Below are 12,494 nucleotides of genomic sequence, written 5' to 3'. Positions count from 1 at the left end.
TCCGCATTCTGTATGATTTGATACATACCCTGGACCGATGTCAATCGGGTTTCCGAGAGCGCCCGCCCCGGCGGCGCGGCACCCGGCCGGGGAGGCGGCCTCACGACCATGACATCCCTTGCCGAAGAAATCCGCGAGAGACTTGGCGAATGCACTGCGACGGAGCGCCGCGCGGCGCTCGCCCTGCTCGCCAACTACCCGATGCTGGGACTGGGCACGGTCGCGCAGTTCGCCAGCGCCGCCGGTGTCAGCTCGCCGACGATCCTGCGCTTTGCCGCGCGCATGGGCTGCGGCACCTATGCAGCGCTCCAGACCCGGCTGCGCACGGAGCTGGAGGACCAGCTTAAATCGCCGCTGGCCAAGGCCAAGGACGGCACGCAGGCGGGCAGTGCGGCCACCGCGGCGGGGATCGGTGCCGTCGCCGAGGCGGTGCGCGCCAATATCGGCGAGACCTTCCGCCATCTACCGGCGGCCGAGCTGGAGGCCGTCGTCTCGCTGCTGTCCGACGAACGCCGCACGCTCTACCTGCTCGGCGGCCGCTTCACCGATGCGCTGGCCCGCTACATGGCCGCGCATCTGCGCATCCTGCGTTGCGGCGTCATGCATATGGCCGGACAGGAGGGCAACTGGCGGGACGCCCTGCTGGATATCGGGCGGCGCGACGTGCTGGTGGTCTTCGACATCCGCCGCTATCAGGCCGACCTCGTCCGCATGGCGACCGCCGCGGCAAAGCGCGGGGCGACGGTGGTGCTGATCACCGACAGCTGGCTGTCGCCGATCGCCAGCGTCGCCACCCATGTCCTGCCTGCGCGCATCTCGGTGCCTTCGCCCTGGGACTCCTCCGCCGCGCTGATGGTGATCGCCGAGACACTGATCGCAGGCGTCACGGCCCGCGATCCCGAGCGCAGCGAGCGGCGCATGTCGGCGCTGGAGGCCTATCGCGACGAGGAAGACGGCAAGCGGCCCGGCCCGTCGGAAGACGAGACCCCGGCAGCCGGCTGACAGGCTGCGGATCAGCCCCGCGCAAGGCCGCGCTGGTCGACCGCTTCGCGCATCGCGGCCATGAACAGATGCAGGTCGGGCGTATGCGCCTCGGCGGCGCGGGTCGAGATGCCGACCGGTCCCAGCGTGATCCGCGTATCGACGGCGAGCGCCACCAGCTGCCCTTCCGCAAGATCGTTGGCGACGACGCCGTTGGAGATGATCCATACCGCATCGCTGGAGCGGGTAAAGGCCCGGCCGAAGGCGTTCGACACCGTCTCGATCCGGCGGGGCAGGCGGCCGATGCCGTTGGCCACCATCAGCCGCTCGACCAGCGGCCGGATCGCGGCGCTGCGGTTGGGATAGAGCACCGGAAACTCGGGCAGGCGGGCAAGGTCCGGGTCGCGGATCAACGGATGGCCGGGACGCACGGCCAGCACCACCTGCTCGCTGTAGAGCTGCTGGAATGCCAGCCCCTGCATGGCGTCCGGCTGACCGAGCCGGCCGATCACCACGTCCAGCGCCCCGGTCCGCAGCTGGTCGAGGAGATGGCCGTTCGGCCCGGTGACGATATCGAGCGTGGCGCCGCGGCCGCGCTCCAGGTAGCGCCCGGCGGCCAGCGGCACGATGCTCGCCGCAACGCTCGGCAGGGCACCGATGCGCAGTTGCCGCTCCGAGCCCATGCGCACCTGGTCGATGCCGTCGAGCCCTTCGCCCAGCGCGGCGACCGACAGGCCGGCATAGTGGCGGAAGATCTCGCCTTCCGCGGTCAGCGTCACTCCCGAGCGTCCGCGCTCCATCAGGCTGACGCCGACCAGCGCCTCCAGCTCCTTCAGCGTCTTGGAAACGGCCGGCTGGGTGACGTTGAGGGCGCTCGCCGCCTCCGTCAGGCTGCGCAGTCGCGCCACCTCCAGAAAGGCCTGCAGATGGCGCAGCTTGATCCCCGCTCCGACAGGCATCCCCATTCCTCCGGTTATACAAAACGGCAAAATTCTCATTTTACATTACCAATTGCCGCGTCCATCCTGAAGCGAAACACGGTCAGGGAGGACAGGGCGTGCAGGCGGTCTCACGAAACGGGCGCATTCTCAACACGGCCTTCCGGCCGGCGCGCGGCGCCGCCCCGGTCCTCGTCTTCTCCAATTCGCTCGGCACAGACTTCCGCATCTGGGACGACCTCATCGCACGTCTGCCGGATGACTGGGGCCTGCTGCGCTACGACACGGCGGGGCACGGCCTGTCGCCGGGCGGTCTCGACATGAGCATCGACGATCATGGCGACGATCTTGTCGCCCTGCTCGACACTTACGGCATCGAAAAGGCGGTGATCGTCGGCCTGTCGGTCGGCGGGCTGATCGCGCAGTCGGTGGCGATCCGCCACGGCGACCGCGTCGCCGGGCTGGTGCTGTCCAACACCGGCATGAAGATCGGCACGCCGGAGATCTGGAACGGCCGCGCCGAGGCGATCCGCGCAGGCGGCATGAATGCCATCGGCGATGCGACGATGGAGCGCTGGTTCTCCCGCGCCTTCCGCGAGGGGCGCCCGGCGGAGCTGCTGCGCTGGCGGACGATGCTGGTGCACACGCCGGCCGACAGCTACATCGCGCTTGGCAGCGCCATTCGCGATGCCGATTACCGCGACCGCGCAGGCCGTATCTCGGTGCCGACCCTGTGCATCGCCGGCAGCGAGGACAGCGCGACGCCGCCCGAAACGCTGCGTGCGCTTGCCGCCGCCATTCCCGGGGCAACCTGCGAGGAAATTTCCGGCGTCGGCCACCTGCCCTGCATCGAGGTGCCGGACAGGGTGGCGGACCTGATCAGCACTCTGGTGGAGCGCGTGACGGAATGAGCGGACAGGATCCCTTCGAGGCGGGCATGGCGACCCGCAAGGCCGTTCTGGGCGAGGCGCATGTGGCGCGCGCCGAGGCCGCCAGAGACGATTTCGACGGGCCGTTCCAGGACCTGATCACCCGGGGCGCCTGGGGCGGGGTCTGGGCGCGCGACACGATCAGCCGGCGAGAGCGCTCGATGATCACCATCGCGCTGCTTGCCGCGCTCGGCCACGACGAGGAGCTGGCGATGCATTGCCGGGCCACCGCACGCACCGGCGCGAGCCGCGAGGATGTCTGCGAGGCCCTGCTGCATGTGGCAATCTATGCCGGCGTGCCGGCCGCCAACCGGGCGATCCGCATCGCCCGTGCCGCCTTCGCCGAAATCGAAACGCCCCAGAGCGGGGCGGGAGGAGACAAGCCGTGACCACCGCCTTCTACCGGCGCGACCGCTCGCAACAGCCGCTGCCGCTGTCGCCGGGCTACAAGAGCACTGTCCTGCGCGCACCGGTCCGCCCGCTGCATGCGCTCGAGCAGACCAGCCTGGAGCAGAGCGGGCCGGCGCTCGGCCATACGCCGCTCGGGGCCCTCGACCATGACCTGATCCGCAACGCGGCAACCACGGGCGACGCGCTCGGCGAGCGCATCTACGTCTTCGGACGGGTGCTAGACGAGAATGCCCGGCCCGTGCCGAACGCGCTGATCGAGATCTGGCAGGCCAATGCTGCGGGGCGCTACGCCCATGTGCGCGACGGCTACCTGGCACCGCTCGACCCGAATTTTTCCGGCTGCGGGCGCTGCGTCAGCGATGCCGAGGGGCGCTACCTGTTCCGCACCATCAAGCCGGGTCCCTATCCGTGGCCGAACAACGGCTCCGACTGGCGCCCCGCCCATATCCACCTGTCGGTGTTCGGCGAGGCCTTCAGCCAGCGGCTGATCACCCAGCTCTATTTCGAAGGCGATCCGCTGATCCCGCTGTGTCCGATCGTCAACACGATCCCGGACAAGGACGCGGTCGACCGGCTGGTGGCGCGGCTCGACCTGCGCAACCAGGAGCCGTTCGACTGCCTCGCCTACCGGTTCGACATCGTGCTGCGCGGGCGGCGGCAAACCCATTTCGAGAACCGGACGGAGGGCCTGTGATGAACGACCGGCTGAAGGAAACCCCCTCCCAGACGGCAGGACCTTACGTCCATATCGGCACCGCGCCGCAGGCGATCGGCCGACCGGCGCTGCCGAACCAGCCCGGGCCGGTGATCGAGAGCAACACGGGCGAGGCCATCGTCATCGAGGGGCTGGTCCGCGACGGCTCGGGCGCTCCGGTGCGCGACGCGATGCTGGAGATCTGGCAGGCGGACGGCATGGGTCGGGTCGGCGAATACGGCCTCTTCGCCCGCGCGACGACGGATTTCGGCACCGGCACCTTTCGCTTCAGGACCGTGCGGCCGGGCCGGCATGCCGAGGGCCACGCCCCGCATGTGGCCGTGCTGATCTTCGCCCGCGGCATCAACATCCACCTGCACACGCGCATGTATTTTCCCGAAGACCGCGAGGCGCTGGCCAAGGATCCCGACATGCGCCGGCTGGAGCCGGAGGCAGTGGCAACGCTGATCGCTACCGAGGACGGCAAGACCGAGGACGGGCTGCCGCTCTACCGCTTCGACATCCGCCTGCAGGGCGAAAACGAAACGGTGTTCTTCGACATCTGAGCCCCGCAAGCCCTTCAGGGCGACAGGACAGGCGTATCATGGCCGACATTCCCCTTGTTTCGCCGCTCCTTGCCGGCCTGTTCGGCGACGACGAAACTGCAACCCTGTTCTCCGCCGAGGCGGAGATCGCCGCGATGGTGGAGGTGGAGCGGGCGCTCGCCCGCCTTCAGGGCAGCGCCGGCCTGATCCCGCAAGCCGCAGCCGACGCCATCGACCGGGAGCTCTCCGGCCTCCTGCCGACACCTGCGGAGCTTGCCGCCGGAACGGCTGCGGCGGGCGTCCCGGTACCCGCACTGGTGGCGGCCCTGCGGCAGAAGCTGTCGCGGCCGGCGGCCGACTACCTGCATTTCGGCGCGACCTCGCAGGACATCGTCGATACCGGCCTGATGCTGCGGCTCGCCCGCACGCTTGCGCTGTTCGAGGCGCGGCTTGCGGACATCGTGGCGCAGCTTTCCGCGCTGGCTACCCGGCACCGGGCAACGCCGATGGCCGGCCGCACGCGCGGCCAGATCGCGACGCCCGTCAGCTTCGGCCTGCGGGTCGCGATCTGGACCCTGCCGCTGGCCAAGGCGCGGCAGCGTCTTGCCCGGCTGCGGCGCGAGGCGCTGGTCGTGCAGCTCGGCGGAGCCTCCGGCGACCTCGGCGCGATGGACGTGCCGGGACGTGCGGCGGAGCTGGCCGGGGCCCTTGCCCGCGAGCTCGGCCTTGCGCCCTCCCTTCCCTGGATGACCGACCGCGAGCCGCTGCGCCGGATCGCCCGCGAGGCGAGCGAGATCGCGCTGGCGCTCGGCAAGATCGGCGAGGATGTGATCCTGCTCGCCCGCTCGGAAATCGGCGAGATCCGGCTTGCCGAGGCCGGCGGCTCCTCGACCATGCCGCAGAAGCAGAACCCGGTCCGGGCCGAGGCGCTGGTGGCGCTCGCACGCTTTGCCGCCGCACAGGCGGCCGCGCTGTCCGCCGATGCCCTGCACCGCGAGGAGCGGGACGGCGCCGCCTGGATGGGCGAGTGGCTGGTCCTGCCACAGGTGATGCTGGCGACCGGGGCGGCGCTGCGCCATGCGCAGGCGCTTGCCCCCGGCATGGAGGCCGATGCCGCGCGGATGGCGGCAACCGCCACCGGCGGCGGCGGGCTGTCGCTCGCCGAGCGCTTTTCCTTCGCCCTGCTGCCCCATGTCGGCCGCGCGGCTGCGCAAGATCTGGTGAAGAAGGCTGCCGGCCTGGTGCGCGCCGAGGGCGGCACGCTGGCAGAGGCGCTGTCGAAGCTGAGCGATGCGCCGCTCGACTGGCAGGCGCTGGCCGACCCGTCGTCCATTTCGGGCGCGGCCGCGGCGATGACCGACGAGATGCTGGCCGAGATCGCCGCGCTTGCGCACGGCGACTGATGGTCTCGCCTAGCGCTGGCCCTTGAAATAAGGCTTCAGCATCGCGCGCGGGTAGTCCGCCTTGCGGGCGACCATGACCAGCGCCAGGATCGACAGCAGGTAGGGCAGCATCAGGAACACCTGGCCGGGCACGAAGGCCCCGACCTCGGTCTGCAGCCTCACCTGGAAGGCGTCGAACGCACCGAACAACAGCGCGCCGATCAGCGCCTTACCGGGACGCCAGGAGGCGAAGACGGTGAGCGCGATGCAGATCCAGCCGCGCCCGTTGACCATGCCGAAGAAGAACGCGTCGAAGGCGGACATGGTCAGGAACGCCCCGCCCAGCGCCATCAGCGCGGAACCGGCGACCACCGTGCCCATGCGCAGCACCATCACCGAGAGGCCCTGCGCCTCCACCGCCGCCGGATTGTCGCCGACAGCGCGGATCGCAAGGCCGAGCGGCGTGCGGTAGAGCACGAAGCCGACCACCACGACCATCGCCAGCGCCAACATGGTCAGCGCCGTCTGCTGGAACAGCACCGTACCGAGGAAGGGCAGGTCGGACAGGACCGGGATATCGAGCGGCTGGAAGGCGGTGATGCGCGGCGGCGAAGTCACGTCCGGCAGCGCCGTGCGGTAGGCGTAGTAGCTGAGACTGGTGGCGAACAGCGTCACGCCGATGCCCGAGACGTGCTGCGACAGGCCCAGCGGCACGGTGAGCACCGCATGCAGCAGGCCGAAACTCGCTCCGGCAAGCGCCGCAACCAGCACACCGCCCCACAGGCCGGCGCCGAGCCAGGCGGCCATCCAGCCGGCCATGGCACCGGCGGTGAAGATGCCCTCGATACCGAGATTGAGGACGCCGGCACGCTCGCACAGGAGCGCGCCGAGCACGCCGAAGATCAGCGGCGTGGCGATCCGCAGCGCCGCCGCCCAGAAGTTCGCCGAAACGAGGATGTCGAGGATTTCCATCATGCCCCGGTGTCCTTGCCGGCAGATGCCTTGCGCCCCGGTCCGACCAGCCGCACGCGGAAGCGCACGAAGAGGCCGGAAACGAGCACCGCGATCAGCGATGTGGCGACCACGAGATCGGCCAGATAGTTGGAAACGCCGATGGCCCGGCTCATGCTGTCGGCACCGACGAAGACGCCGGCGATGAACAGCGCCGCGACAACGACGCCGAGCGGCGACAGGCCCGCCAGCATGGCCACGACAATGCCGGCATAGCCGAAGCCGGGCGACAGGTCGGCGGTGAGATAGCCCTTGAGGCCGGCCACCTCGCCGACGCCGGCGAGCCCGGCCAGCGCGCCGCTGAGGAGAGCGACGCGGACGAAGGTCGCGGTGACCGGAATGCCGGCATGGCGGGCCGCGTCCTGGTTTTCGCCGACCGCGCGGATCTCGAAGCCCCAGACCGTGCGCGCCAGCAGGATATGGGCGAGCAGCGCGGCAACGAGCGCGACGATCAGCCCGGCATGGACGCGCATGCGGTCGAACAGTTTGGGCAGCATCGCCGCATCCGCCATCGGCTCGGACTGCGGCCAGCCCATGCCCATCGGATCCTTCATCGGCCCTTCCAGCATCATCTGCACGAAGAGCAGCACGACGAAATTGAGCAGCAGGGTGGTGACCACTTCGTCTGCGCCGAGCCGCAGCTTCAACAAGGCCGGGACCAGCATCATCATCGCCCCGGCCATCGCCCCGGCCAGCAGCACAAGCGGGATCATCACCGCCGGCGGAGCCGAGATCGCGCCGGAGCCGACGGCGACGGCGGCCAGCGCGCCGGCATAGAGCTGCCCTTCGCCGCCGATGTTCCACAGCCGCGCGCGGAAGGCGAGGGCGGCGGCAAGGCCGGTCAGGATCAGCGGGGTCGCCCGCGACAGCAATTCGGAAACGGCGAAGAACGACCCGAAGGCGCCTTTCGCCATCAGCACATAGGCCTGCAGCACAGGCGCACCCGCCGCCATGATCGGCAGGGCCGCCAGCGCCAGGGCGGCCAGCGCCGCGGCAACCGGTACGCCGGCGCGCAGGACAGGCGAGACGGTCTCGCGCGGCTCGAAGCGGATCATGCGGCCTCCTCCGCGTGGCCGGCCATCATCAGGCCGACAGTGGCGCGGTCGAGCTCATCGGCATCGCGCGCCGCGCTCAGCTGGCCGCGATGGATCACCGCAATGCGGTCGGACAGGGCGAAGAGCTCGTCGAGATCCTCGGAGATCAGGATGACGCCGGCACCGCGGGCGCGGGCCGCGAGCAGGCGGCGATGCACCTCGCCGGTGGCGCCGATGTCGAGCCCGCGCGAGGGCTGCGCCGCCAGTACCACTGCCGGCTCGGCGTCCAGCGTGCGGGCCAGCACGATCTTCTGGATGTTGCCGCCGGACAGCAGCCGCGAGATCGCGGAGCCACCCCGACAGCGGATGTCGTGGGCGGCGATCGCCTCGCGGGCGCGGGCGGCGATGGCGGAGAAGTCGAGGAAGCCGAAGCGCTGGTAGCGCTCGGAGCGGATTTCCTCGATCACCAGATTCTCGGCCACGCTCATCGCCCCGACGATGCCGTCGCGGTGGCGATCCTCCGGGATCCGGGCGATGCCGGCGGCGATCATCGCGCGTGCGTCACCCAACGTGACGTCGTTTCCGGCGAGCAGGATACGCCCGGAGGTCGCCCGCTCCAGCCCCGAGACGAGGCGTGCGAACATCGTCTGGCCGTTGCCGGAAACACCGGCAACGCCGAGGATCTCGCCCGACCGCAGGGCCAGCGAAATCTCCCTGACCGCCTCTCGGCCGGAGCCGGCGGAGACGCCTTCGAGCGCCAGAAGCACATCGCCAGGGGCGCGCGGCTCTCGCCGGCTCTGGGAGAGCGAATGGCCGACCATCAGCTCGGCGAGCTTCTGGCGGTCGCACTCGGCGGTCGGCAGGTCTGCGACCTTGCGGCCCATGCGCAGCACCGCCACCCGGTCGGAGGCACTGAGCACCTCGGCCAGCTTGTGCGAGATGAAGACGATGGCAAGGCCGTTGCCGGCCAGCTGTCGCAGGGTGGCGAACAGGCCTTCGGATTCCTGCGGCGTCAACACGGCAGTCGGCTCGTCCAGAACCAGCACGCGGGCATCGCGATAGAGTGCCTTGAGGATTTCCACCCGCTGCTGCTCGCCGACCGACAGGCGCGAGACGCGAAGGTCGAGATCGACCGTCAGCCCGCTGTCGCGCATCAACGCCTCCAGCCGCTGCCGGTCGGCGCGCGAGGAGGTGGAGGGCGACAGCAGCGGTCTCGTGCCGAGCACGATGTTCTCGAAGGCGGTGAGATTCTCGGCCAGCGCGAAATGCTGGTGCACCATGCCGATGCCGGCATTGAGCGCCGCATGGGGCGAGCCGGGCTCCAGCGGCACGAGCCCGCCATCCGGCCCGGCGATGCGCACCTCCCCCTCGTCGGCGACATAGTGGCCGAACAGGATGTTCATGAGCGTGGTCTTGCCGGCGCCGTTCTCGCCGAGCAGCGCGACGATCTCGCCGGCATGCAGGTCGAGATCGACCGCCTCGTTGGCGGTCATCGCGCCGAAGCGCTTGGTGATGCCGGCAAGCGACAGCACGACCTTGCGCTCGTGCGGCCGTGCGTGCAGCGGGTCGCTCATCTCCACTCCGGGGCAGGGCAGGACAAAAGGACGGCCCGCCCCCGATCTCGGGCCGAGAACAGGGGGCGGGCCGCGATCAGATGATCACATCGTCGACTTGGGCTCGGCGTCGTTGACGTTGACGCGGAACATGCCGTCGAGGATTTCCTTCTCCTTCTCGCGCGCAGCCTTGACGGACTCCGCATCGGCCAGGCTCTCGTCGACGACGAAGCTGCCGCCGCCATAGGACATGAAGGAGAACTGGCCGTAGTCCGAAGGCTCGAAGCTGTCGGTCGCCACCGCCTCGATCACCCGGTCGATGGTCGGCTCCATGTGCCACAGGGCGCTGGCGAGGATCGTGCCGGGATAGTCGCCGGCCGTGTCGATGACGTTGCCGATGGCGAGGATGCCCTTCTCCTTGGCCGCGTCGGAGACGCCGAAGCGCTCGGCGTAGAGAATGTCCGCGCCCTTGTCGATCATCGCGAAGGCCGACTCCTTGGCCTTCGGCGGGTCGTACCAGGAGTTGATGAAGGTGACGAGGAACTTGACGTCCGGGTTGACCGCCAGCGCGCCTTCCATGAAGGCGTTCATCAGGCGGTTGACCTCGGGGATCGCGTAGCCGCCGACCATACCGATGACGTTCGACTTGGTCGCCTTGCCGGCGATCATGCCGGTCAGGTAGCTCGGCTCGTGGATCCAGTTGTCGAAGACGGCGAAGTTCGGCTGTGCCGGACCGAAGGACGAGCCCATCAGGAAGGCGATGTCGGGATACTCGGCCGCCACGCTGCGGGCCGCGCGCTCCACGGCGAAGGCCTCGCCGATGATCAGGTCCATGCCGCCTTCGGCGTATTCGCGCATGACGCGCTCATAGTCGGTGTTGGCGACGTTCTCGGAGTAGGTATAGGTCACGTCGCCGCGCGCCTGCGCCGCCTGCAGCGCCTTGTGGATGCGCCCGACCCACTGCTGCTCGACCGGAACGGTGTAGATCGCCGCGACCTTCAGCGGCTTGTCCTTGGCGATTGCCGGCAGGCCGCCCGCCATGACGGCGAGCGACGCGACAAGTCCGAGGACGGCCCGTCGCGTCCAGGCGAAATGATCGTTGATTGCCATCTGACTCCCCCTCGCAGGATGCGGCGCTCATGCGCGACAGGCACGGGCCGGTGTGCATCGACCGGCGAAGGCGCATCGGCGGCTCTTCGCGCGGCGGGGCAAATTGGACCACATTCCAGGCACGCTCACAATGGAGGCAGATGCCGGCCCCCGCGCTTTCTTGAACAAATGGACAAAGTTTGATCGTTTGGTCAAAAAATGAGCCGACGAAGCTTTTCTCCGCGGCAGGGCGCTGCAAACCAGACTTGCCGCGCCGGGACGCCTGCAGCCTATCCGAGCGGATCTTCCGGGGTCTGCGGCGGAGGGGCCGCGCGGCGACGGGCCCGCGATGCTCTCGCACGGGCGACATAGCCCTTGAGGTCGACCGCGCCGGTCAACTGCACGAAGGCAGCGAACAGCACCATGCCCGCCAGCACCAACAGACCGAGCGCGGCGAAGCGAACCAGCACCGAGGGCGCGCCGATCAGCGGTGCCAGCAGCCAGTCGCCGAGCAGCAAACCGCCCCCCATCGCCAGGCTGGCGAGCGCCAGCAGCGGCAGGCGGCGGCGGGCGCCGCGGTCGATCCGGAAGTGGCCGCGGCGCCACAAGGCCGCGCCGAGCAGGCCGGCATTGACCCAGCCGGCCAGCGACGTGGCGAGCGCGATGCCGACATGGCCGAGGATCGGGGCCAGAGCCAGCGCACCGACCACGTTGACCGCCATGCCGATGCCGGCGAACCACATCGGCGTCACCGTGTCCTCGCGGGCGAAGAATCCGGGCGAGAACACCTTGTTGAGCACGAAGGCCGGCAGGCCGATGGCGAAGGCGATCAGAGCGGTCGTTGTGGCGCTCGCCGCCTCCGCGCCGAACTCGCCGCGCTGATAGAGCACCGAGACGATGGGCTCGGGCACCGCGATCAGCGCGATGGTTGCCGGCAGGGTCAGGGCGAGGGCGAACTCCATCGCCCGGTTCAGCGTACCGTTGGCATGCCCGTCCTCGCCGGCGCGCAGCGAGCGCGACAGGTCCGGCAGCAGCACCACGCCGATGGCGATGCCGACGACGCCGAGCGGCAGCTGGTAGATGCGGTCGGCATAGTAGAGATAGGAGACGGCGCCGGCCTGGGCCGAGGCGATCACCGTGCCGACGACGATATTGATCTGGGTGATGCCACCGGCCAGCACCCCCGGCACGCCGAGCTTGCACAGCCGGCGCACGCCTGCGGTCAGGCGCGGACGGCGGATCGGCACGGAAAAGCCCATGCGGCGCACGGCGACGACGAGCAGCGCCAGCTGGGCGAAGCCGGCCACGGCAACGCCGCTGGCCAGCGCCACGCCCAGCGCCGTACCCGGCTCCAGCCCCGTGTACCAGATGCCCGTCAGGACGGCGATCATCACCAGGTTGAGCACCACCGGGGCGAACGCGGCGGCGGCAAAGCGCCGATAGGTGTTGAGGATGCCTGACAGGAACGCGACCAGCGACATGCACAAAAGATACGGGAAGGTGATGCGCGACAGCAGCACGGCAAGGTCGAACTTCGACGGGTCTTCGGTAAAGCCGGGAGCCAGCAGGAAGACCAGCCCCTGCATGGCGACGAAGGCGATGGCGGTCAGCGCCAGCAGCGTCCACAGCAGCGCGGCCATGATCTCGCCGGCAAAGCGCCGCGCGCCCTCGTCGCCCCCTTCCTCCACCGCCCGTGCGAAGAGCGGCACGAAGGCCGAGTTGAACGCGCCTTCCGCGAACAGGCGCCGGAACAGATTGGGCAGGCGGAAGGCGACGAAGAAGGCATCCGCCACCGGTCCGGCGCCGGCGAAGGCAGCGATCATCACGTCGCGCACGAAACCGAGGACGCGGCTCGCCATGGTGGCGCCGCCGACGGTGACGAAGTTGCGCAGGAGGCTCATCGAACCGGCCATGGGCGGGGGTTCCG

Annotated in this window: 12 protein-coding genes; 6 read left to right on the top strand and 6 right to left on the bottom strand. The window is 69.7% G+C overall.

The window, feature by feature from the left end; all coding sequences use genetic code 11:
- Positions 1-108 precede the first annotated feature (108 nt).
- Positions 109-1,002 carry a MurR/RpiR family transcriptional regulator gene (locus BBX35_RS22090; RefSeq protein WP_067224616.1) on the top strand — a complete coding sequence of 298 codons (894 nt, stop codon included), beginning with the start codon at positions 109-111 and terminating at the stop codon, positions 1,000-1,002.
- A gap of 11 nt (positions 1,003-1,013) precedes the next feature.
- On the opposite strand, the gene pcaQ is transcribed toward BBX35_RS22090, so the two are convergent.
- A complete protein-coding gene (gene pcaQ / locus BBX35_RS22085; RefSeq protein ID WP_067224614.1) occupies positions 1,014-1,940 on the bottom strand; it encodes a pca operon transcription factor PcaQ in 927 nt (308 codons plus the stop codon).
- Between the two features lie 98 nt (positions 1,941-2,038).
- Here pcaQ and pcaD point away from each other — a divergent pair, with 98 nt between their 5' ends.
- Genes pcaD through BBX35_RS22060 form a run of 5 tightly spaced genes read left to right on the top strand, consistent with a single transcriptional unit; the run spans position 2,039 to position 5,901 of the window.
- Positions 2,039-2,830: a 3-oxoadipate enol-lactonase gene (gene pcaD, locus BBX35_RS22080; protein ID WP_067224613.1), complete on the top strand. Its 792-nt coding sequence runs from the start codon at positions 2,039-2,041 to the stop codon at positions 2,828-2,830.
- Positions 2,827-3,237, top strand: a complete 411-nt coding sequence (gene pcaC, locus BBX35_RS22075; RefSeq protein ID WP_067224611.1) for a 4-carboxymuconolactone decarboxylase — start codon at positions 2,827-2,829, stop codon at positions 3,235-3,237. The genes pcaD and pcaC overlap by 4 nt, the downstream gene beginning before the upstream one ends.
- A complete protein-coding gene (gene pcaH, locus BBX35_RS22070) occupies positions 3,234-3,953 on the top strand; it encodes a protocatechuate 3,4-dioxygenase subunit beta (RefSeq protein WP_067224610.1) in 720 nt (239 codons plus the stop codon). Before pcaC ends, pcaH begins: the two co-directional genes overlap by 4 nt.
- Complete coding sequence (gene pcaG, locus BBX35_RS22065) at positions 3,953-4,519, top strand: protocatechuate 3,4-dioxygenase subunit alpha (RefSeq protein ID WP_067224608.1); 567 nt, start codon at positions 3,953-3,955, stop codon at positions 4,517-4,519. The genes pcaH and pcaG overlap by 1 nt, the downstream gene beginning before the upstream one ends.
- A 38-nt stretch (positions 4,520-4,557) precedes the next feature.
- Positions 4,558-5,901 (top strand): lyase family protein, encoded by a 1,344-nt coding sequence (locus tag BBX35_RS22060; protein ID WP_067224607.1) that lies wholly within the window; start codon positions 4,558-4,560, stop codon positions 5,899-5,901.
- 9 nt (positions 5,902-5,910) lie between these two features.
- Here the strand turns inward: BBX35_RS22060 and BBX35_RS22055 are convergent, their stop codons facing one another.
- The 5 genes from BBX35_RS22055 to murJ form a co-directional block, all read right to left on the bottom strand.
- The gene (locus tag BBX35_RS22055) at positions 5,911-6,855 is read right to left on the bottom strand and encodes an ABC transporter permease (RefSeq protein WP_208979912.1); all 945 of its coding nucleotides are present in this window, start codon (positions 6,853-6,855) and stop codon (positions 5,911-5,913) included.
- The gene (locus tag BBX35_RS22050; RefSeq protein ID WP_067224605.1) at positions 6,852-7,946 is read right to left on the bottom strand and encodes an ABC transporter permease; all 1,095 of its coding nucleotides are present in this window, start codon (positions 7,944-7,946) and stop codon (positions 6,852-6,854) included. The genes BBX35_RS22055 and BBX35_RS22050 overlap by 4 nt, the downstream gene beginning before the upstream one ends.
- On the bottom strand, positions 7,943-9,499 hold the full coding sequence (locus tag BBX35_RS22045; protein WP_067224603.1) for an ABC transporter ATP-binding protein: 1,557 nt from the start codon (positions 9,497-9,499) through the stop codon (positions 7,943-7,945). Before BBX35_RS22045 ends, BBX35_RS22050 begins: the two co-directional genes overlap by 4 nt.
- Positions 9,500-9,583: 84 nt before the next feature.
- Positions 9,584-10,588: a BMP family protein gene (locus BBX35_RS22040; protein WP_067224601.1), complete on the bottom strand. Its 1,005-nt coding sequence runs from the start codon at positions 10,586-10,588 to the stop codon at positions 9,584-9,586.
- 269 nt (positions 10,589-10,857) lie between these two features.
- Positions 10,858-12,468, bottom strand: a complete 1,611-nt coding sequence (murJ, locus tag BBX35_RS22035) for a murein biosynthesis integral membrane protein MurJ (RefSeq protein WP_067224845.1) — start codon at positions 12,466-12,468, stop codon at positions 10,858-10,860.
- Positions 12,469-12,494: the final 26 nt, after the last annotated feature.

This window comes from Stappia indica (assembly GCF_001696535.1).
Lineage (GTDB): Bacteria > Pseudomonadota > Alphaproteobacteria > Rhizobiales > Stappiaceae > Stappia > Stappia indica.
Note: the sequence above shows the minus strand (reverse complement) of the source record. Positions and strands in the feature narration are given on the sequence as shown.

Bases quoted from the DNA above. Each gene is read 5' to 3' on its own strand.
- pcaQ (WP_067224614.1), bottom strand. From the start codon at position 1,940: ATGCCTGTCGGAGCGGGGATCAAGCTGCGCCATCTGCAGGCCTTTCTG.
- pcaG (WP_067224608.1), top strand. From the start codon at position 3,953: ATGAACGACCGGCTGAAGGAAACCCCCTCCCAGACGGCAGGACCTTAC.
- BBX35_RS22040 (WP_067224601.1), bottom strand. From the start codon at position 10,588: ATGGCAATCAACGATCATTTCGCCTGGACGCGACGGGCCGTCCTCGGA.
- murJ (WP_067224845.1), bottom strand. From the start codon at position 12,468: ATGAGCCTCCTGCGCAACTTCGTCACCGTCGGCGGCGCCACCATGGCG.
- BBX35_RS22045 (WP_067224603.1), bottom strand. From the start codon at position 9,499: ATGAGCGACCCGCTGCACGCACGGCCGCACGAGCGCAAGGTCGTGCTG.
- BBX35_RS22060 (WP_067224607.1), top strand. From the start codon at position 4,558: ATGGCCGACATTCCCCTTGTTTCGCCGCTCCTTGCCGGCCTGTTCGGC.
- pcaC (WP_067224611.1), top strand. From the start codon at position 2,827: ATGAGCGGACAGGATCCCTTCGAGGCGGGCATGGCGACCCGCAAGGCC.
- BBX35_RS22055 (WP_208979912.1), bottom strand. From the start codon at position 6,855: ATGATGGAAATCCTCGACATCCTCGTTTCGGCGAACTTCTGGGCGGCG.
- BBX35_RS22090 (WP_067224616.1), top strand. From the start codon at position 109: ATGACATCCCTTGCCGAAGAAATCCGCGAGAGACTTGGCGAATGCACT.
- BBX35_RS22050 (WP_067224605.1), bottom strand. From the start codon at position 7,946: ATGATCCGCTTCGAGCCGCGCGAGACCGTCTCGCCTGTCCTGCGCGCC.